At 62.3% G+C, this 19,583-nt stretch carries 15 protein-coding genes and 1 pseudogene; 8 read left to right on the forward strand and 8 right to left on the reverse strand.

Annotation, left to right across the window (positions count from 1 at the left end; genetic code table 11):
* Positions 1 to 235 precede the first annotated feature (235 nt).
* The gene (locus B0E48_RS12930) at positions 236 to 1,726 is read left to right on the forward strand and encodes a class I SAM-dependent methyltransferase (protein ID WP_168170357.1); all 1,491 of its coding nucleotides are present in this window, start codon (positions 236 to 238) and stop codon (positions 1,724 to 1,726) included.
* Between the two features lie 42 nt (positions 1,727 to 1,768).
* Here B0E48_RS12930 and B0E48_RS12935 read toward each other — a convergent pair whose 3' ends face one another.
* A complete protein-coding gene (locus B0E48_RS12935; RefSeq protein WP_077518561.1) occupies positions 1,769 to 2,314 on the reverse strand; it encodes a sulfatase-like hydrolase/transferase in 546 nt (181 codons plus the stop codon).
* A gap of 50 nt (positions 2,315 to 2,364) precedes the next feature.
* Between B0E48_RS12935 and B0E48_RS12940 the strand changes: the two genes are divergently transcribed.
* On the forward strand, positions 2,365 to 4,125 hold the full coding sequence (locus tag B0E48_RS12940; protein ID WP_077518562.1) for a sulfatase-like hydrolase/transferase: 1,761 nt from the start codon (positions 2,365 to 2,367) through the stop codon (positions 4,123 to 4,125).
* 390 nt (positions 4,126 to 4,515) lie between these two features.
* Here the strand turns inward: B0E48_RS12940 and B0E48_RS12945 are convergent, their stop codons facing one another.
* The 3 genes from B0E48_RS12945 to B0E48_RS12955 form a co-directional block, all read right to left on the reverse strand.
* Positions 4,516 to 4,875: a hypothetical protein gene (locus B0E48_RS12945; protein WP_077518563.1), complete on the reverse strand. Its 360-nt coding sequence runs from the start codon at positions 4,873 to 4,875 to the stop codon at positions 4,516 to 4,518.
* A gap of 159 nt (positions 4,876 to 5,034) precedes the next feature.
* Positions 5,035 to 5,424 (reverse strand): hypothetical protein, encoded by a 390-nt coding sequence (locus B0E48_RS12950; protein ID WP_139350286.1) that lies wholly within the window; start codon positions 5,422 to 5,424, stop codon positions 5,035 to 5,037.
* Between the two features lie 45 nt (positions 5,425 to 5,469).
* On the reverse strand, positions 5,470 to 6,915 hold the full coding sequence (locus B0E48_RS12955) for a sulfatase-like hydrolase/transferase (protein ID WP_254423961.1): 1,446 nt from the start codon (positions 6,913 to 6,915) through the stop codon (positions 5,470 to 5,472).
* On the opposite strand from B0E48_RS12955, the gene B0E48_RS18075 reads away from it, so the two are divergent.
* Both B0E48_RS18075 and B0E48_RS12965 read left to right on the forward strand, forming a co-directional pair.
* Positions 6,859 to 7,959 (forward strand): methyltransferase domain-containing protein, encoded by a 1,101-nt coding sequence (locus B0E48_RS18075; protein WP_254423962.1) that lies wholly within the window; start codon positions 6,859 to 6,861, stop codon positions 7,957 to 7,959. The genes B0E48_RS12955 and B0E48_RS18075 overlap by 57 nt on opposite strands.
* 98 nt (positions 7,960 to 8,057) lie before the next feature.
* Entirely contained in the window at positions 8,058 to 9,371 is a 1,314-nt protein-coding gene (locus tag B0E48_RS12965) for a glycosyltransferase (RefSeq protein WP_168170358.1), read from the forward strand.
* Here the strand turns inward: B0E48_RS12965 and B0E48_RS12970 are convergent.
* From B0E48_RS12970 to B0E48_RS12985, 4 genes are all read right to left on the reverse strand, one after another.
* Positions 9,340 to 10,284 (reverse strand): FAD-binding protein, encoded by a 945-nt coding sequence (locus tag B0E48_RS12970; RefSeq protein ID WP_077518683.1) that lies wholly within the window; start codon positions 10,282 to 10,284, stop codon positions 9,340 to 9,342. The two genes, B0E48_RS12965 and B0E48_RS12970, sit on opposite strands and share 32 nt — an antisense overlap.
* A gap of 101 nt (positions 10,285 to 10,385) precedes the next feature.
* The gene (locus B0E48_RS12975) at positions 10,386 to 11,132 is read right to left on the reverse strand and encodes an electron transfer flavoprotein subunit beta/FixA family protein (RefSeq protein ID WP_077518568.1); all 747 of its coding nucleotides are present in this window, start codon (positions 11,130 to 11,132) and stop codon (positions 10,386 to 10,388) included.
* 108 nt (positions 11,133 to 11,240) lie between these two features.
* On the reverse strand, positions 11,241 to 13,310 hold the full coding sequence (locus tag B0E48_RS12980; RefSeq protein WP_077518569.1) for a glycosyltransferase: 2,070 nt from the start codon (positions 13,308 to 13,310) through the stop codon (positions 11,241 to 11,243).
* Positions 13,311 to 13,390: 80 nt separating this feature from the next.
* Positions 13,391 to 14,992 (reverse strand): electron transfer flavoprotein-ubiquinone oxidoreductase, encoded by a 1,602-nt coding sequence (locus B0E48_RS12985; protein WP_077518570.1) that lies wholly within the window; start codon positions 14,990 to 14,992, stop codon positions 13,391 to 13,393.
* A 168-nt stretch (positions 14,993 to 15,160) separates the two neighbouring features.
* Between B0E48_RS12985 and B0E48_RS12990 the strand changes: the two genes are divergently transcribed.
* The 4 genes and pseudogenes from B0E48_RS12990 to metJ form a co-directional block, all read left to right on the forward strand.
* On the forward strand, positions 15,161 to 16,558 hold the full coding sequence (locus tag B0E48_RS12990) for an amidase (protein WP_077518571.1): 1,398 nt from the start codon (positions 15,161 to 15,163) through the stop codon (positions 16,556 to 16,558).
* Between the two features lie 92 nt (positions 16,559 to 16,650).
* A complete protein-coding gene (gcvT, locus tag B0E48_RS12995) occupies positions 16,651 to 17,751 on the forward strand; it encodes a glycine cleavage system aminomethyltransferase GcvT (RefSeq protein ID WP_077518572.1) in 1,101 nt (366 codons plus the stop codon).
* Between the two features lie 105 nt (positions 17,752 to 17,856).
* Entirely contained in the window at positions 17,857 to 18,252 is a 396-nt protein-coding gene (gene gcvH, locus B0E48_RS13000; RefSeq protein WP_077518573.1) for a glycine cleavage system protein GcvH, read from the forward strand.
* A 661-nt stretch (positions 18,253 to 18,913) separates the two neighbouring features.
* Positions 18,914 to 19,177, forward strand: a pseudogene (gene metJ, locus B0E48_RS18190) (met regulon transcriptional regulator MetJ); the annotation flags it as partial.
* Positions 19,178 to 19,583 lie beyond the last annotated feature (406 nt).

A 19,583-nucleotide genomic window follows, 5' to 3' on the forward strand; every position in this document is an offset into this window, starting at 1 on the left:
CAGAATCACTGCTGCTGTCGAACGAGGATTCAGGATGGTTACGTCATTTGTGCTGGACGAAGGTGTAGCGGATCTGCGAATAGTTTCGATGAAACCGATGGAGGGACCTCGCCCTGATGCTGTTGCGAGGTTCGCCGGGCGTTGGCGCTTCGCGCGCGTGGCGCATGCCCGTCTGCGGCGATCCATTCACGGTCCGCAGGCGGATTTCAAGGCATTCGCTGACCAGCAGGCACCGATGGCTGATCGCTGGATTGAGTTTCCGCACATACCTCAACGCGAGCGTGGACTGGTCATGCAGGCCGGCGAATGCCTGCAACTCCCTGCCTTGACTGCACCGCGCGAACCGATCCTGTGGATGCGCTGCCTGCGCGGCGTACCACAGATCAGCGACGACGGACTTGATGTGGAAGTGTGGTGCGCATGCGATGGCGGGGAGGCACAGCGGCTGCTGTCCCATCGACTGGACAATACGCAGACGGCGGCCAGTCTGCGCGAGTTGTCGATCGATCTGCCGGTACCGCTGGGTTGTCAGCTGCGCATCGAGGTTCGTTGCGGTGCCGGCCCGCTGGGGCAGCCGTCTGCGGATTGGCTGGGACTGCTCGGGTTGGTGGTGTGCGCGCGTGATGAATTCGACCTGCTGCGTGCCCGGACCCACCATGCATGGCGCCTGCAGAACGAAATTGCGCACTTCAGTCAGGTGTATTCGAACGATTTTTACAGTGATCGGCATACCAACCGTCGTGCCAGCGTCGATGACAGCAGCCCGCGACGCGCGATGCCATCGCGCTCAGTCGATCAGGGTGTTGTCGAAGCGAGTCTGCGCGCGGCTTTGCATGACCATTTGCGGTGTGTAGAGCCGTTGGCTGGCGAAAACGCCTTTGCCTATGCCAATCGGATGCTGGCCATGGTCATTCCGGCACAGGCACCGGATTTTCCAGGGCGACTGCGCGCCTTGTCCGCGCAACATCCGGATCGGCCTTTGCGCATGCTTGCGCTATGTGCCGGCGAGGCGGCCATTGAAGGCAGCATTCTGGAGGCGGCCGGGGTACCGGTGGAGTTGTGTATCGTCGATGTCAACGCCGGTCTGCTCGATCAGGCGGTGATGCATATGCCCACGATGGTGACGGTGGATCGTGTGCTGGGAGATGCCAACGACATTGGCCCACAACTGGGCAAGTTCGATGTGGTGAACATCACTTCAGGCCTGCATCATCTGGTGGAGCTGGAGCGTGTCCTGGCCGCGATCGCCGAGATTCTTTCGCCCGGCGGCGAGTTCTGGTTGATCGGCGAGCAGGTGGGCCGTAACGGCAATCGTCTATGGCCGGAAGCATGGGAGATCGCAAACAGGATCTTCGCTGCGTGGCCGGCGAGCAAACGCACGAATCACAATACGGGCAGGGTGGATGCCGAGATTCCGGATACGGATTTCTCGGCGGGCTGTTTTGAAGGCATCCGCAGCCAGGACATCATCGGACAACTCGAGCGGCATTTCCTTCCGGTCAACTGCTATGTACGCAATGCCTTTCTCTGGCGCCTGGCTGACGTCGCGTACGCGGCGAACTTCGACCTGAATGATCGCGCCGATCGGGAACTTCTGATGCGGGCTGCGACAGAAGAGGCGATGCACTGGGCGCAAGGCGGGCGCGGCACCGAGATGCACGCGGTGTATCGCAGCAAGCGGGCCGGGCTGCTTGGCCTGCTGGCGGAAACGCATGGTCCGCACTAGCAGGTGACAGGGGTCGATTCGGGCTTGTGAACGGTAGCGCCATTATTTAGACGGCTCATCTCGTCGTTTCCTGCACGCCAGACTGTTGCCGGTGATTTCAGCCAGCGCGTCATCGGTTTTGATCATGTAGCAGGTAGGGTTGTTCTTGTGCCGTTGCAGCTCGGCGGGGAGCGTCTGCGGCATCTTCACGATCGCATCGCTGAACGACGGCAGGTGGTCGCCGAAGTGGACGATCACGGTGGGTTCGGAACGCTTGAGAAAATCGTTCTCGAGTTGGGTCATGCCTTCGTCCGAGGACTGCAGACGGGACAGGTATGTGCTCAGGTTGAGCTCCTGCTTGGCCGGCAATGCGGGCAGCAGGCCCTGGTTGAACGGAGCCGGCAACGAGGCGAGCGGCTTGTCGTCGTGCGGGCCGTGCTGCTCCAGCGTGAGGATCATGAAGAACACCGGCTGGCCCGGTTTCTTGATCTTGTCGTAGACGCGCTTGGCTGCCGCGAACATCTGGGCATCGGTGGTATGCCACATCGTCAAGCCCAGATCGTTGATGTCGTAGAACTGGTCGAAACTGATACGATTTGAGTTATCCAAACGCCGGATGTGCGTTTCTACGGAATTGGAAGTTGTGGGATGGGGGACGGATGACAATACAACCGTGGGGCCGCGATATCGCGGTGGCGATCTTCGCCATCTTCACCATGGTGCTGACGAGCGTCGTGCTGGTGTGGTGGATGGATCCGGCTCTGTACGGGTCGTTCGACGCGGCGCTGCTCTGGCGTAATGCGCTACCGGTGTTTCTGGTCATCCTGCTTATCTATGGGTTGAGCGGACGCTTACTGCTGACGCTCATTCTGGGTGGCGTTCTCGCATGGATCGTGTTCGCGATAAATGCGATCAAGGAGATCAATCTAAACGAACCCCTGATGCCGGGCGATCTGGTGCTCTGGCATCAGGTGCTGCACAACATGGGCTTCTTCGAGAACTACACCCGGCATCGCTTCGTCCTGCTGCTGGCTCTGTTTGTGTTTGTGGCGGTGTTGTGGGCGGTCTGGCGCATGGAGCGCCGCTGGCGGCGACCGCACTGGATGGGTCGCATGGCATGGGTGGTGTTGTCGCTGACGGCCATCATTACCTTGTATCGGGGTAACAGTGTCTGGCGAGACGCTTACGCGGATGAGGCGCTCCCCGGCTTCCAGCTGTGGACTCCGTTTGACAGCGTGGAGCAGGTCGGTTTCATGGCAGCACTGGTGCGGATGTCGCAGGAGGCGCAAACCGTGATACCCAAGGCCGACCAGTCGCTCATCGACGATTTCGCTTCGAGCCACGCCGAGGATCTGAAGGCGCGCATGGCGCGTCAGCCGCCGACCGAATTGCCGGATATTGTGGTGGTGCAGAGCGAGGCCTTCTTCGACCCCGGTGTGTTGAAAGGGGTCGACTTCGGTGAGTTCGTGCCGAATTTCGAACGGCTGGCCGCCACCGGTATCACTGGCAGCCTGACCACGCCGACCTACGGCGGCGGCACCATACGCACGGAGTTCGAGACGCTGACCGGCTATCCGATCCAGGCGTTCCCTTCCATCGTTTATCCGTATTACGGGCTGGCCGGCGCGTGGATGCCGAGCGTGCCGCATCGGCTGGAGGCCCTCGGCTACTCGGCTACGTTGTTCCATCCGTTTCACAGCAGCTTCTGGAATCGCCAGAAGGTCATGCCCGAACTCGGATTCCAGCATACCTATTACCTGAAGTCCTTTGCCGATGCCGAGCGCGCCGGCGAGTATGTCTCTGACCATGCGCTATTCGACTTCGTACTGGCGCATCTCGATGATGCCCAACACGGTCCGCAATACGCGATGGTGATCACGATGGAGAACCACGGCCCGTGGGATTCCGATGCGGGCACGCTGGCCAACGTGCTGGGTGGCCACTCGCTGCCGCGCGGCCTGTCGGCAGCAGGCACCGAGGAGATGACGTATTACCTGTCCCACTTGGTCAATGGCGACCAGGCGCTGGGCGATTTCGCGAAACGCTTGCTGGCACGGCCACGCTGGACTGTGCTGCTGTTCTACGGTGATCATTTGCCGGCACTTCCACATGCGTTTGCGGATTTGAACTTCGACGACAATGGTCCGGAGATCCAAGAGCACACTCGATACATGCTGGTGTCCAATCGGCCGCTGCTTCAGCGCAAAGTTGACCTCAGTTCCTACGAACTGCCTGCACTGCTGTTTGACACAATAGGGTTGCCCGAGGACGGTTATCTGGCGCTGGATTCAGTGGTTCGGCAAGTCTGGGCGAAGGATCACTATCAGCATGGCGCCGAGTATGGCCAGGTGCAGTTCAACGCAGCGCAGTTGGAGGTGGGCTGCCAGCACAAGCTGGATGTGGCGGGGAGATGCAATTGAGCCGCGGCTTATCATGAGCATTGCAGGTGCGCACTCTGCAGCGACGCGCGGTGTTCGGAGAGCAAGGTTTCAATGACCGGGGAAATGGCGAATGGCGGCGCTGTTTGTCCTGGACAAGTGAACACGGGCGCCTAATGGAATGGGATAGGCCGCCAACTGCGATCTCGATGATGCGGCAGATCGGGGCTGCTGGTGGGTGCCACAGTAGAAGAGGTCGCACACCGGGCGCAGGGCACGCCGCACCGAGATGCATGCGGCGTACCGCAGTAAAAGACGCGCCTGTTGGGCTTGATTGCGCAGGAATCCGAACTGTATTGACGGGCCGGTGTATCCATTGGCGGAACGCCGGCAACGTAGCCGATGCAGGCAAATCAGAGCGTTGACGCTCGTCTAGTGCTTGCAGGGAGTGCGCCCGATGCGGATTTGCGCCAGGGTGTGGGCGCCATTTGCATCGGTCAACGAGATCTGCATGCCGGGTACCGCCCATTTGCCCGTGGCGAGGGAGCCCTCCGGGAGCTGCGCGGCCCACATTGTCGGCTCGGCATCGTCACCATTGGGGCTGCGTACCCACAACTTCACCGTCCCATCCTTGACGTCTTTCGAGGCATTCCATTGGACAGTCACTACACTGCCGTTCGCGCTTTCCGGACAGCTACTGAGCGCGGAGGGCGTGGCGCTGAGTTGGGTGCCGCCGTGACACGCAGCCAGTGCCACGGTGCCGAGAGCAATGAGAACAGACTTGCACATCATGGGTTGGTTGCCTCTGGCAGAACTTAGTCGGGCCAATGGAATCGTAGGGAACCCTGGGCATGGCTGGATACGGGCCGGATGGTCCAAAGGATCTTCGGGTAAATCGTGGTGAGTCATTTCCCGATCACAGGCATGCGATCAAAGTGTTTCGGTCATCATTCAACCGGCTGATTTCTTGCATGGCAGGCTGGGGATGGTGATTTTTGCCAGGGTGTCGTCGCCGGAATCGTCGGTCAGAGTCAGATTCGTGCCGGGGCGCATCCACTGCCCCGTGGTCGCCGATCCGACCAGGCCACCGCCCATCCACAGGGTCCCGTTCTGGTCTGCGCCCCAGATGCCAGAGCGGCTGGGCTTTTGCGCGTTGCTCACCCAGATCTTGACGCCTTTCTCTTTCGTGCGGCTGGCATCCCAGTTGACCACTACCGCGCTGGATAATGTGGCGGCACCACAATCCTCCAACGCCGCCGGCGACGTGCTGAACTTGGCATCTTGGGAGCTGCAGCCGCCCAATGCGGCGACACAAAGAATGGAAACAGCGAACTTGTGCATGAGTCGGTCCCGTTGTAGCAAATGCGTAAGAGTGAATGGGATGCCTTATTGGTAAACGTGCAGCCGATCGAAGATCCAGGTGTAGTAGGACTCCAGCATGGGTTTGTCCGGACAGTCCACGTACAGACCGTGGCAGCGCGTTTCCATTGTGGTCAGTGCCGAGAAATAGGAGTCTTCCGGCAGACCGGCCGTCCGCAGCACTCTGCTGGGCAGGTAGGCGATATCCAGCATCGGATACGCGGGCAGTTCGGGGGCATCGAAATTGCTCTTGATCATGTAGTAGGTAAGGTTGTTCTTGTACCGTTGCAGCTCGGCGGGGAGCGTCTGCGGCATCTTCACGATCGCATCGCTGAACGACGGCAGGTGGTCGCCGAAGTGGACGATCACGGTGGGTTCGGAACGCTTGAGAAAATCGTTCTCGAGTTGGGTCATGCCTTCGTCCGAGGACTGCAGACGGGACAGGTATGTGCTCAGGTTGAGCTCCTGCTTGGCCGGCAATGCGGGCAGCAGGCCCTGGTTGAACGGAGCCGGCAACGAGGCGAGCGGCTTGTCGTCGTGCGGGCCGTGCTGCTCCAGCGTGAGGATCATGAAGAACACCGGCTGGCCCGGTTTCTTGATCTTGTCGTAGACGCGCTTGGCTGCCGCGAACATCTGGGCATCGGTGGTATGCCACATCGTCAAGCCCAGATCGTTGATGTCGTAGAACTGGTCGAAGCCGTATTCGCGGTAGGCGTTGCGGGCATTGATGAAATTGCCGCCGGCCGGATAGATCGCAACAGTGAGGTAGCCCAGCCGATGCAGCAGCATCGGCAGTGAATCGTGGATGCGCGGGGCGAGCACATAGGGCGCGTACATGCCGGCCTGACCGAAAATGTCCTGCGGCATGCCGGTCAGCGCAGTAAATTCGCTGACCCAGGTACCACCGCCGAAGGTATGCGTGCGCAGCATGCCATGTGCGCGCGTGTCGGCATCGGGCTGGAACATCCTGACGCGGCATTGCGCAATGGTGCAGCCGGTGAAGTGTGCCGGATCGAAAGTGCTCTCCTCCAGCACCTGGACAATGTCTGGATAAGGCGTATGCGTAGCCGGCATACCCGTAGCAGTAAGTGCCCAGTTCTGCTCCGCCAGTACGGCGCTGGCCAGCGGTGGCAGATGCGGCCGCGAGTCATGGATGTTGATGAAGAAATCCGTCAGCTGGGCATTGCCCTTCAGCTTGTCCCACAACCCGTCGTGGTAGAGCGAGGCGAACGGGCCGGACGGCAGCAGACAACTGCCGAACAGCAGTGCGCAGATGGCGGCACCCGCCAGACGTATGCCGGCGGCCGGCAGCAACCGCAGGCGCGTGAAAATATTGCGGCTCAGATACCAGATCAGCCCAACCAGCAACGGCACGAAGACGCATAGCGCCAGTGCAAGACGTCGGAAATGCGGATAGTGCTCAAGCGTCTCGACCAGGCTGGTGCGCGCGAAATACGTGAAATCCGCCAGCATCAACGGCGATTCCAGATAGCGCAGCTTCATCACCGCGATGAACTTGAGCGCGAAAAACAGGAAGCCGCCCATGACCAGGGCAAACGTCGGACGACCCGAAGCGAACAGCAGGATGCCTACGGTGCAGGCCATCAGCGTCAGTATGAAAAAACGCTGCTGCAGCTCGGGTTCGAGCCAGCCAGTCTGCAGGTAGCAGAAAGTTACGAAAGCGCACGCGCAAAGGAATATGAATGCGCCCAGCACGGAGCGCACGAGAGCCTGTTTCATGGAATACGTCGTCCCTGTTTCGATCTGGATCGCCGCAAGATGTTACCATGCGGTTACACCCGTACGGGCCGGCCTTCAATCAACGACACGACGCGCCGGTGCATGAGACCACGACATCCGGACAAGCTGGAAGCCCGCTCCGGGAAAGATTCGGGAGACATCAAGATTGTGAGTAATACCGATCAGCATATGGCCATGCCGGCGCGGATGCGGTGGTTGACGTTTTTCCGGCAGTGGTTGAAGAATCCGCGCAGCATGGCTTCGGTGGCCCCGTCCGGGCGGCAGCTGGGTGCCTTGATGGCGGCGGCATTGCCATCCGGGGTCCGGCATATCGTGGAGCTCGGTGCTGGTACCGGGGCCATCACGGACGCCGTGGTTCGACATGGCATTCCGCAGCAGCAGCTGTTGGCCGTGGAGATGAATCCGGTACTGCACGAGTTGTTGGCGCGGCGGTTTCCGCAGTTGCATCTTGCGCACGGCGACGCGCGTCATCTGCCGGAACTGGTTGACAGGAGCGGGGCGTTCGTCTGTGGCGAGGTTGATGCCGTATTGAGCAGCCTCGGCCTGCTGTCGATGCCGAAGGAACTGCAACACGACATCCTGGACGCAGCCTTCAAGGTGTTGCGCGCCGGCGGAGTGTTCATCCAGTACACCTACGGCTTGACCAGTCCGCTCAATGATGAGGTGCGTCAGCAACTGGGTCTGCGCAGTACGTCGGTCGGCCTGGCCTGGCGCAACCTGCCGCCGGCACGGGTGTTCGTTTACACGCGAAGCTGAGGCGCAGCGGATCGTGACAGAATGCGCCACCCTCGCTTGGTGCCGCACCACATGAAACGAGCCCCTGCATCGCCGAATGAGTCGAACGGATCTTGGCCGTGCGCATCCTGCTGATCGCTTATGATTTCCCGCCGCTCGCCTCGCCGCAGGCCATTCGCTGGCATTACCTGACCCGTGAACTGGTTCGGCTGGGCGTCGAGGTACACGTGCTGGCGCCGCAATTGCCCAATTCAGGCATCTCGCTGCAAGTGCCCGAAGGCGTCGTCGTCCACCGTTGCAACGCAGGTGGTCTGGCGGGCTGGCTGGCGCGACGTCAACGTCCGCAACGCCCCATCAGCGCAACTGCTTCTGATACACCGGGCGCCGTCCCAACCGTGCCGACGAATGCAGCGGCACTGAACTGGAAAGGTCGTGCGCATCAGCGCCTGGATCGGCTGATCAGCCTGTGGTGCTATCCGGACAGTCGCGGGCAATGGCGCGCGTCGGCCTGTGCAGCATTGCCGGGCTTGCTTGCAGACATCCGGCCAGATGTCGTGATCAGCTCGCATGAGCCCGCGGTGAGCCTGGAGATTGGCTTGCAGGCGGCTGGCAAGGTCGACGGATGGCTGGCGGACTTGGGTGATCCGGTGCTGGCGCCCTATACGCCGCGACGTTGGCGCCGGCGCGCCAGTCGTCTCGAGGCGAGGGTTTGCGCGACGGCCGCGGCGATCAGCGTGACGACCGGCGCCACGCGCGATCAATTGATCGCGCGGCACGGCATCGCGCCGGACAAAGTATTCGTCCTCAGCCAGGGCTATGACGATCGCCATCCTCACGGTCCGTGGACGCCCCGGCTGCATGGTCTGGAAGCAGGTGGCGATGTGCATCTGCTGTATACAGGACGCTTCTATCCGTTCCGCGATCCGACGGCGTTGCTGCAGGCCGTACTCGCGCAACCGCGCGTGCGCTTGACGGTGGTGGCGCCCGAGGTCAAGCCGGAATACCTGGCGCTCGCCGCACGCTGCCCGGAGCGCATCGTATTCCTCGGCGAACAGTCGCATGATCGAGTACTTGAATTGCAGGCCGAGTGCGATGTGCTGGTGAACATCGGCAATGCGCTGGCCGCGCAGACGCCGGGCAAACTGTTCGAATATCTGGGCAGCGGCAAGCCGATCCTGCACTGTCATTCGGTCGACGACGACCCGGCGAATGCCCTGATTCGGGGATGGGGGCGCGGCTGGGTCTGTCGCAACGATCGGGCCAGCCTGCAAGCGTTCCTGACGGCGCTGGTGGAATCACCGCAGCAGCGATGCGCGGAGCTGTCCTCCGACGACCGCGCTATCACGCCATATGGCTGGTCGGCACTGGCTTGGCAGCTGTTGCGGCGCTGCGAACGGGCACTCAGCCGAGTGCCTGTTCCAGTTCCGGAATGATCTTGAACAAATCGCCGACCAGGCCGAAATCGGCGATCTCGAAGATTGGCGCTTCGCCGTCCTTGTTGATGGCGACGATGGTGCCGGCGTCCTTGATGCCGGTGAGGTGCTGGATCGCGCCGGAGATACCGATCGCCATATACAGCGCGGGGGCGATGATCTTGCCGGTCTGGCCGACCTGCATCTCGCTTGGCACGTAGCCGGCGTCGACTGCGGCGCGTGAGGCACCGACGGCGGCACCGATCCGGTCGGCGAACTTGTAGATGATCTCGAAGTTCTCCTTCGAGCCGACGCCGCGGCCGCCGGAGACGACCTTGCTGGCGCTCTGCAGATCCGGGCGATCGCTGCTGCCCTGCTTCAGTTCAACGAAGCGGGTATGCGTGGGCAGTGCCGCGTCGACACTCAATGCCTCGATCGGTGCGCTATTGGCGCCATTGCCTGCGGCCGGCCATGAGGCAGAGCGGATCGTGGCGACCACCGTGTGGCTGGCGTCGGCCTCGACCGTAATGATCGCGTTGCCAGCGTAGATCGGACGCTTGAAGGTATGCGCAGCTTCCACGCTCATCACATCGCTGACCTGGGCCACGCCGAGCAGGGCGGCGACGCGCGGGGCGATGTCCTTGCCGAACGTGGTGGAGGGCACGAACACGTGACTGTAGCCGGCGGCGGCCTTGGCGATCTGCGGCGCGAGCACGGCGGCCAGCGGGTGCGCGTTCTCGGGTTTTGCGATGGTGAGCACGCGGCTCACGCCGTCGATCTCCGCCGCTTCGGCGGCGATGGCGTCGGGCGCATCGGACAGCACCAGCACATCGATGACTTCAGGCTTCACGGCCGCAGCAGCACTCACGGCGCGTGCGGTGGAGGAGTTGAGTTTGCCGCCCAGATGTTCGGCGATGACCAGAATCTTGCTCATGTGTGTCTCCGAAACTTTGTGCAGGAGCCCGCCCTGTGGGCGATGCTCTGGATGCAAGGCGAAAGCATCGCCCACAGGGTGGGCTCCTGCAGGAATGGGGGTTACAGCAGACCTTTCTGCTTCAGCACCGCGACCAGCTCGGCGGCGTCCTTCACCATCACACCCTTGCTGCGCTTGGCCGGCGCTGCGTAGTGCGTGGTCTTCAGATGATCGTGCGCCTCGACGCCGAGTGAGCCGAATTCGATCGTGTCGATCGGCTTGGACTTGGCTTTCATGATGTCAGGCAGCTTGATGAAGCGCGGTTCGTTGAGACGCAGGTCGGTGGTGATCACTGCCGGAAGCTCAGTCTCGATCACTTCCAGGCCGGCATCAACTTCGCGGGTCACGGTAGCTTTGCCGTCAGCAATCTCGACGTTGCTGGCAAACGTGGCCTGCGGACGATCCCACAGCGCGGCCAGCATCTGGCCGGTCTGGTTGGCGTCGTCGTCGATCGCCTGCTTGCCCAGGATCACCAGGCCCGGCTGCTCCTTCTCGATCAGCTTGAGGAAGACGCGGGCGGCGGTCAGCGGCTGCACCGATTCGCTGGTGACCACGTGGATGGCGCGGTTTGCGCCCATCGCCAGGCCGTTGCGCAGGTGCGCAGTGAGATCGGCCGGGCCGATACCAACCACGATCACTTCCTCGGCGACACCTTTCTCGCGCAGGCGCAGCGCTTCTTCCAGCGCGATATCGTCGAACGGGTTGGCGGACAGCTTGACGCCGTCGGTCACCACACCGCTGCCATCGGGCTTGACCTGGATACGCACGTTGTAGTCCACCACGCGCTTGTAGCCGACCAGAATCTTCATTCGCGGTTCCTTGACCTTGTGGGCAGCTCTCTGGGGAGCCCGAAAACCGTCATTCTACCTCGACAGCAAACCCATGCATGAATTGCGCATTGCGGAGGATCGATCGAATCACTCGAGCACGCGCTGCAGAACGGCGCGAGCCGCATCGAAAGAGAAGTACTGGCGCACGTTATCAAGGCCAGCCTCGGACAGTCGTAGCCACAGGGCTTCGTCGTCATACAGGCGCAGTACGGCTGCCGCAATGGCTGCTGCATCATCGCCCAGCAATACGCTCTGGCCATCGACCAGATTCATGCCCTCCGCTGCAATCGAGGTCGCCACCACCGGCAGGCCGTGGCTCATCGCCATGTTCACCTTGCCCTTCACGCCGGCGCCATAGCGCAGCGGAGCAAGCGCCACCCGGCAGTTTTCCATCCACGGCGTGAGGTCATCGACGCGGCCATGCACTTCTGTGCCGATCCGGCTGAATCGTTGCCGGGCGTCATCGGGCATGTCGCCGATCAGATGCAGGACGATATCCGGTCGCTGTTCGCGGACGCGCGGATGGATCTCCTCGACCAGCCAGCGCACCGCATCGACATTGGGCGGATGGCCGAAGCCTCCGACAAAGACCAGTCCGCTGCGCCCGGCAAAGCCCTGGGTGCGTCCAAACACTTCATGCACATTGGAAAGCAGCTCGACCCGTGCTTCGGGTACTTCCTCTGCCAGCAGGCGCAACTCGACCGAACTGACCACGAAACTGGCATCACACGCACGCACAAGCGCGAGCTCGCGTCGCCGTGATGCTTCGGCTTGCCGCGTCAATGCGGCATTGTTGGAGTGCGCTGCAGCACGTTGTTCGCGCAGGAAGTGCAGGTCGACGGTATCGAACAGAATCTTGGCGCTCGGCGCCAACTTGCGCACCAGCGACATGTGCGGTTGCGCGACGTAGTGGCGACAGAGCATCACGGCATCCAGCCCGGCGCCTTCCCGTGCCAGCCAGGTGGACAGCGTGGGCGCCCAGGGTTTGCACAGGACGTGGACGCCCAGACGGCCGAGTAATCCGATCTGGTCTTCGGTGGCGAGCCGGTTGTCGGCCATGAAACTGACCCGCCATCCCTGTTCACGCAGCAGCCGCATGATATTGACCAGCCGTAGCGAACCGGAGTCGCGCGAAGGATCTGGCGTCAAGGCATCCACGATCAATATGTGGCGAGCACCATGATGATGAATGGCCTGTTCCACAGGGGTACGTGGCTTGGCTTGGCGCAGCAACGCGTCGTGCCACTTTTCGGTGAACTTCGCGCGGTTGATCAGCTGGTATTGCTTGACCCCGCCAAAGGGATCGAGCCCCGAGCTGATGCCTTCGCAGTGAACCACCAGGCTGGCCGGTTGATAGATGACGCGTCGTCCTGCAGCTCGTACGGCGAATGCCAGGTCCATGTCTTCGCAGTACGCTGGCGCGTAGCGCGTATCGAACCCGCCGATCGCACGGAACAGCGCCGTATCGATCATCAAGGCCGCGCCGGAAACGTAATCGACATCACGGCGGTACAGGAAGCGCGGATCGTTGCGTTTCTCGAAGCGACCATAGGTCCATGCTTCCCCGTCGGCATACACGATGCCGCCGGCTTCCTGCAGCCGCCCATCCGGATACGCCAGGCGACTGCCGGCGATGCCGCAACCACTTTCCTCGGCAAAGCAATCCAGCAGCCGGTCGAGCCAGCCGGGGGTGACCTGGGTGTCGTTGTTGAGGAACAGCACGAATGCGCCGCGGGCAATCGCGGCACCTGCATTGCAGCTGCCGATGAAGCCGAGGTTTTCGGTGTTGCTGAGCAGGCGCAGACCAGTGATTTGCGTCAGTGTGGTGGCACTTTCGTCGGGCGACAGGTCGTCGACCACGATAATTTCGAAAGCCGCCTCAGCGCCGTGATGCGCGATCGAACGCAGACAGGCGAGCGTATAGGGCAGCTTGCCGTGTACCGGGATGACTACCGAAACGCGCGGGGCTTCGCTGCACGCCACGGTGAACGGGATAAACGGCGCGTCCAGCGACTCAAGCGTCCAACTGGCGTCTGCCGTTGCGCGAGGACGCAACTCTTGCGTAACGCGAGAGAACGTACCGCGCAGACCGCGCTGGGCCACGCTGCCGCCCACCCGTTTCAGTAGGTAGTGCAGGCGTCGGAGCCGCCACCGCATCGTGCTGATCAGAAGGGAATCCTCAATGGGTTCTGCGTAGGTCCAAGAGGGACTTGGCCAGGTAGCGAAATTCGTTTCGTTCAGAGATTCTGGTAATTCGGCCCGGAGCCACCTTCCGGCGTAACCCAGGTAATGATCTCGTACGGATCCTTGATGTCGCAGGTCTTGCAGTGCACGCAGTTGGCCGCGTTGATCTGCAGACGCTTGGCACCGCCGTCATCGACGATCTCGTAGACATTGGCCGGGCAGAAGCGGGTGCACGGGTTGCCGTATTCGGTGGTGCACTGGTCGACGCAGATATTGGTGTCGGCCACGTGCAGATGGATCGGCTGGTCCTCGTCGTGCTCGGTGGCGGCGAAGTAGACGCCGGCGAGGCGATCGCGCGGGGCCAGCGTGCGCTGCACGTAGTCGCGCTTCGGTTCCTCCTGCGCGCCAAGCTTGTGCAGCGATGACCAGTCGGCTTTGTTCTTCAGCGTCCACGGCGAGGCGCCGCCGGTGACGGTTTCCCATGCGGCATTCAACATGCCGAACCACAGACCCTTCTTGAACGCGGGTTTGATGTTGCGGACTTTTTTCAGCTCAGCCATCACGTCGGAGCCGCGCAGTTTTGCGTCGAAGCCGGTCGAGTTGAGATCGTTGGCAATCAGGTGTTCGGCGGCGAGCATGCCGCTCTTGATCGCCTGATGAGTACCCTTCACCTTCGGCACGTTGAGCAGGCCGGCGGTGTCGCCGATCAGCAAGGCGCCGGGCATCTCGCATTTAGGCAACGACTGGTAGCCGCCGGTGACGATGGCGCGGGCGCCGGCCGAGAGGATCGTGCCGCCGTCCAGCAACGGTTTCATCATCGGGTGGTTCTTCCACTGCTGGAACGCTTCCCATGGCTGGTAGTTGGGGTCGCTGTAGTCGAGCCCGCTGACGTAGCCGAGCGCCACCCGATCCTTGTCCAGGTGGTACAGGAAGCTGCCGCCATAAGTATGTGTGTCCGCCGGCCAGCCGAAGCTGTGCACGATCTTGCCCGGCGTCACGCGGCCGGGCGGCAGCTGCCACAGTTCCTTGATGCCGATCGAGTAGCCCTGTGGATCGCTGGCCAAGTCCAGTTGGAAGCGCTGGATCAGCTGCTTGGTCAGGCTGCCGCGGGCGCCTTCGGCCAGCACAGTGACCTTGGCCTTGATGTCGATGCCTTCGGTGTAGCCGGGCTTGTGCGTGCCGTCCTTGGCCACGCCCATGTCGCCGATGCGCACGCCGGCGACCGAGCCGTCCTCGTTATGGATGGTGTCGGCGGCGGCGAAGCCGGGGAACACGTCCACCCCCAGCGCTTCGGCCTGCGGGGCCAGCCAGGCGCACATCGCGCCCAGCGAAACGATGAAGTTGCCGTGGTTATTCATGCCCGGTGGCACCGGCAGCTTGCGCCCGCCGGTCTTGCTGAGCAGCCAGAACTCGTCTTCGCCGGCCGGCACGCAAATGGGTGGTGGCCGGTCGCGCCAGCCCGGCAGCAACGCATCCAGCGGCTGTGGCTCGATCACCGCGCCGGACAGGATCTGCGCACCGATGGTCGAGGCTTTCTCGATCACGCACACGCTCACGTCGGGCTTCAGCTGCTTGAGGCGGATCGCGAACGACAGCCCGGCCGGACCGGCGCCGACGACGACAACGTCGTATTCCATGGTTTCGCGTTCGCTCATGGCGGACTCCGGTGTGCTGGGGCGGCGGCAGCTACGTGCCGTGCGTGGCGGTATGGATCAGACCGCCATTGTCCGGTTTCGCGTGCCGCGCGGCAACGCGTGCTGCGTCACCGCTTGCAATAGTTTCACCAGACGCGGTGATAATCGTCGAACCTGCAAGGAGCTTCCATGAATTCGATGCCGCCGATCGCCGATCTCGACCTGCGCCGTTCATCGCTGTGCCAGCTGTTGCACTGGCTGGCGGTGGGGCGGGTGCAGCCACAGGCGCTGGCCGACGCCTACCAGCATGCGATCGAACGGCTCAATCCCGAACTCAATGCTTATGTGGATGTGCGCGCGGGCCTGCTGCAGGAGCAGGCGCATATGGCCGATCGGCGCCGCCGTGATGGGGTGATCGGACGGCTCGACGGCATCCCGCTGGCGCTGAAGGACAATTTCGACATGGCCGGCTGGCCGACACGCGCCGGTCTGCCGGGTCGCGAGCGCCCGATGCAGGACGACGCGCATGTGGTGGCGCGGCTGCGTGCCTCCGGCGCGGTGCTGGTCGGCAAGACGAATATGGATGAGGGCGCGTTGGGCGCGGCGACCGACAACCCGCATTTCGGTGCCACCCACAATCCGCATCGACACGGCTACAGCGCTGGTGGTTCCTCCGGTGGTGCTGCCGCTGCGGTAGCGGCGGGGCTGGCGGTGGCGGCAGTCGGCTCGGACAGTCTCGGTTCGATCCGCATCCCGGCCAGCTATTGCGGCGTGTATGCATTGAAGCCGACGCATGGCGAGATCTCCGCGCGCGGCCTGGTGCCGGCGGCGCGCCGGCTTGATGCGGTCGGCCTGCTGGCGCGTAGCGCCGACGATCTCACCGTGTTGCTGCAGGTGCTCGCCGGCTATGACGCCGACGATGCGCGCTCGCGTCGGCGCCGGGTGGCGTTCGCACTGCCGGACTGGGAGCCGGGCAATCTGCGCGCCGGCCTGTTGCCGGATCTGGCGGCGGTCGGTGTGCAGCCGGAAGTGATCGAGGTGTTCGAGGCGGCGCTGGCGAAGTTGCCGCATGCGCTGGGCGATCGGCGCACGGTGGATTTTGCCGACTGGGATTTTGCACGCAACCGCCGCGCCGGCCTGTTGTTGATGGAGGCCGAGATGCTCGGCACCTTCGCCGCCGATCTGGCGAATAGCGAACGCCCGGTGTCCGCACGTTTCCGCCAGATGCTCGGTTATGCGGCGAGCAAGACCGCCGCCGACTATGCGGTAGCCGATCAGGTGCTCGATGCGGCCACCCTGAAGATGCGCCGGCTGTTCGCCCAGGTCGATGTGCTGGTGTTGCCGACCACGCCGCAGGGCGCTTTCCCGCTGGATGGTTCTGTGCCGGATTCGCAGGCCGACCTGACCAGCTTCGCCAGTCTGGCCGGTTGCCCGGCCGTCAGCCTGCCGATGGGCACGCTGCCGAATGGTCTGCCGATCGGACTGCAACTGGTCGGCGCCCGTGGTTCCGATCTGCGTCTGCTGGAACTGGCATCGGTGTGCGCGGCGACGCTGGATGTCGAGCCGACCTATCCCGTGCTGGCCTGACCGGAGGGAATGCCGCGCCGCGGCCGGTATCGCTTGGATTGCCTCGGGCCGGCGGCGATAATGCAGGTCTTTCCCTGCCAGGCAGTCCCGCGATGACCGAGAAGACCGTACTCAATGCCACCCATCGTGCACTCGGCGCGCGCATGGTGGACTTCGGCGGCTGGGACATGCCGATCAACTACGGCTCGCAGATCGAGGAGCATCATGCGGTGCGCCGCGATGCCGGCATGTTCGACGTCTCGCACATGACGGTGATCGACCTGCATGGCGCTCGCTCGCGCGAGTTTCTGCGTCACCTGCTGGCCAACAGCGTCGACAAGCTGAAAGTGCATGGCAAGGCGCTGTACTCGTGCATGTTGAACGAGCAGGGCGGCGTGATCGACGACCTGATCGTGTATTACCTGGGCGAGGAGTTCTTCCGGCTGGTGGTCAATGCCGGTACCCGCGCCAAGGATCTGGCCTGGATCGAGCAGCAGGCCGCCGCGTTCGCCGTGCAGGTCAAGGAGCGTCCCGAGTTCGCGATGATCGCGGTGCAGGGCCCGAGCGCGCGCGCCAAGGTGCTGGGCCTGCTGCATGAGGTCGATCGCCCGCGCATCGAGAAGCTCGGCAAGTTTGCCGCGGCGGCAGCGCAGGGGCCGCACGGCATGCCGCTGTTCGTCGCACGCACCGGTTATACCGGCGAGGATGGTTTCGAGATCATCGTGTCGGATGAGCATGCCGTCGCACTGTGGGAGGCGCTGGCGGCTGCCGGCGTCGCGCCGGCCGGCCTCGGCGCGCGCGATACGCTGCGGCTGGAAGCGGGCATGAACCTGTACGGCCAGGACATGGACGAGACCGTGTCGCCATGGGAGGCGAACCTGGGGTGGACGATTGCGCTGGATGAAGGTCGCGCGTTCATCGGCCGCGCCGCGCTGGAGCAGCAGAAGGCTGCCGGTGTGCCGCGCGTGATGGTCGGGCTGGTGCTGGACGACAAGGGCGTGCTGCGTCATGGCCAGAAGGTGCTCACCGCGAACGGCGACGGCGAGATCCTCTCCGGCAGCTTTGCGCCGACCCTCGACAAGGCGGTGGCGTTCGCGCGCATTCCGGCGGGCACGGCCGGCGACATGCGCGTGGACATCCGTGGCCGCGAAGTGCCGGTGCGGCTGGTCAAGTACCCGTTCGTGCGAGACGGCAAGCCCTGCGAAGGGATCTGAGTGCGGCCACCGCACGTTAGTCACCCATGGCACGTTTTCTACACGGTGGATGTGGCTAGAATCGCCGCTTGCACCTTCATCTGAACACAACGACTGGACCCGATCATGAGCGAGATTCCTGGCGATCTGAAATTCCTGAAGTCCCACGAGTGGGCCCGCGCCGAAGACGACGGCCTGGTTCGCGTGGGTATTTCCGACCATGCACAAGGCCAGCTCGGCGACTTGGTCTATGTCGAGCTGCCGGAAATCGGCTCGGCCGTGAAGGCCGGCACCGGCGCCGCTGTGGTGGAGTCGGTGAAAGCCGCCTCGGATATCTACGCGCCGATTTCCGGCGAAGTGGTCGAAGTCAACGAGCTGCTCAACGACAAGCCGGAAACCATCAACGAAGACGCGTACGGCGCGGGCTGGATCTTCCTGGTGCGGCCGAGTGACCGCGCCGAGCTCGACGAACTGCTCGATGCGAACGAATACGAAGAACTGATCGAGAACGACGACCACTGAATCGTCAGTTGCATCGTTGTCATGTTGCCGGCCGCCCTGTGCGGCCGGTTTTGTTTCCGGGCCATGCATCGCTGAACTCGATCATGCGGGTTCGTCCGGAATGTGGCGGCTGACTTTTTCCACATCGTTTTGATGTGATCGCGTTGATGTTTCCGTGCAACTCACCAACGTGGCCGGGGCGTGCACGGGGGAAAATTCCGGCACTGATTTTCGCGTGTCGTCAGATCGCCCTGGTCGTGCGTCGAAGTGCCGTGACGACGTTTTCCAGGTCGACGGGGCAAATTTTTTTGTCGCCCGGAAGATTGATTTGACGGCTCCAGTAGCGTCCCGTTCATGTGCCGGATGCGGCACTTCGGGATGAAAAAAATGCTCTCGCGAAAACATGGATCGACAAGTGTCATTCATGTGTAGCGACAAGCCACATCCCTCGCAAGCCTTGCTGTGCAAAGGTTTAATCGATGTTGCAATTTTTCATGTGATTTTTATACGGACGTATGGATGTCTAAACAAATTGACACGTACATGACCTGAAAGAGCCGTTGAAACGGGTGGATGGATGGCCTTGGGGGTGGGTGAAGTGGTTTGATTTCATTGCTGAAATCAATTGACAGCTGAAATATTCAGGGATAGCTTTCGCAACAGATCACGGGGAATGCGCGTTATGGCAACAGCAAAATTCATCAAGCCTTATGTCGAGCACGGTGAAAAGGCCAATGCAGTACGCAAGATCACTGTCTCGATTCCGCTGCATGTTTTGCGGCGGCTTTCTGATTTGCGCACCCACCGTCAAGTGAATAATCTTCGGCACGCTACCAACAGCGACTTGTTGGTCGAAGCGTTCCTGCACGCTTTTACTGGGCAACCACTGCCAACTGATGAGGAGCTGAGACGAACTATGGCCACTGCCAAGAAATCCGCTGCAAAGAAACCGGCCGCCAAGAAGGCCGCCAAGAAATCCACCGTGAAGAAGGTCGCCGCCAAGAAGCCGGCCGCCAAGAAAGCTGCTGTGAAGAAGGTTGCCAAGAAGCCGGCCGCCAAGAAAGCCGCCAAGAAACCGGCCGCTGCCAAGAAAGCTGCTGTAAAGAAGGTCGCGAAGAAGGCTGCGCCGAAGAAGGCTGCCGCCAAGAAAGCTGCACCGGCCAAGGTGGTCAAGGCCACCAAGACCGCAAAAGCCAAGAAGTAAGCAACACGCAGTAAGCAACATGCGATACATCCAATAAGACAAGTCATCGATACTTCTCTCCCCGCGGTGCCCAGCGCGGGGAGAGTATTTCGAGAAGCCTTCGTCCCGGCCTGGCCGGGACGCTTCGTTTCCGGGGTCGCGAAATCCT

Source organism: Rhodanobacter sp. C03, from assembly GCF_002001175.1.
Classification (GTDB): Bacteria; Pseudomonadota; Gammaproteobacteria; order Xanthomonadales; family Rhodanobacteraceae; genus Rhodanobacter.

Excerpts from the sequence above, each read along its gene's own strand:
- B0E48_RS12970 (WP_077518683.1), bottom strand. The coding sequence starts at position 10,284 with ATGAGCAAGATTCTGGTCATCGCCGAACATCTGGGCGGCAAACTCAAC.
- B0E48_RS12975 (WP_077518568.1), bottom strand. The coding sequence starts at position 11,132 with ATGAAGATTCTGGTCGGCTACAAGCGCGTGGTGGACTACAACGTGCGT.
- B0E48_RS12990 (WP_077518571.1), top strand. The coding sequence starts at position 15,161 with ATGAATTCGATGCCGCCGATCGCCGATCTCGACCTGCGCCGTTCATCG.
- B0E48_RS12930 (WP_168170357.1), top strand. The coding sequence starts at position 236 with ATGGCTGATCGCTGGATTGAGTTTCCGCACATACCTCAACGCGAGCGT.
- B0E48_RS12985 (WP_077518570.1), bottom strand. The coding sequence starts at position 14,992 with ATGAGCGAACGCGAAACCATGGAATACGACGTTGTCGTCGTCGGCGCC.
- B0E48_RS12950 (WP_139350286.1), bottom strand. The coding sequence starts at position 5,424 with ATGCACAAGTTCGCTGTTTCCATTCTTTGTGTCGCCGCATTGGGCGGC.
- B0E48_RS12980 (WP_077518569.1), bottom strand. The coding sequence starts at position 13,310 with ATGCGGTGGCGGCTCCGACGCCTGCACTACCTACTGAAACGGGTGGGC.
- B0E48_RS12945 (WP_077518563.1), bottom strand. The coding sequence starts at position 4,875 with ATGATGTGCAAGTCTGTTCTCATTGCTCTCGGCACCGTGGCACTGGCT.
- gcvT (WP_077518572.1), top strand. The coding sequence starts at position 16,651 with ATGACCGAGAAGACCGTACTCAATGCCACCCATCGTGCACTCGGCGCG.
- gcvH (WP_077518573.1), top strand. The coding sequence starts at position 17,857 with ATGAGCGAGATTCCTGGCGATCTGAAATTCCTGAAGTCCCACGAGTGG.
- B0E48_RS12940 (WP_077518562.1), top strand. The coding sequence starts at position 2,365 with ATGACAATACAACCGTGGGGCCGCGATATCGCGGTGGCGATCTTCGCC.
- B0E48_RS12955 (WP_254423961.1), bottom strand. The coding sequence starts at position 6,915 with ATGCTGGCGGATTTCACGTATTTCGCGCGCACCAGCCTGGTCGAGACG.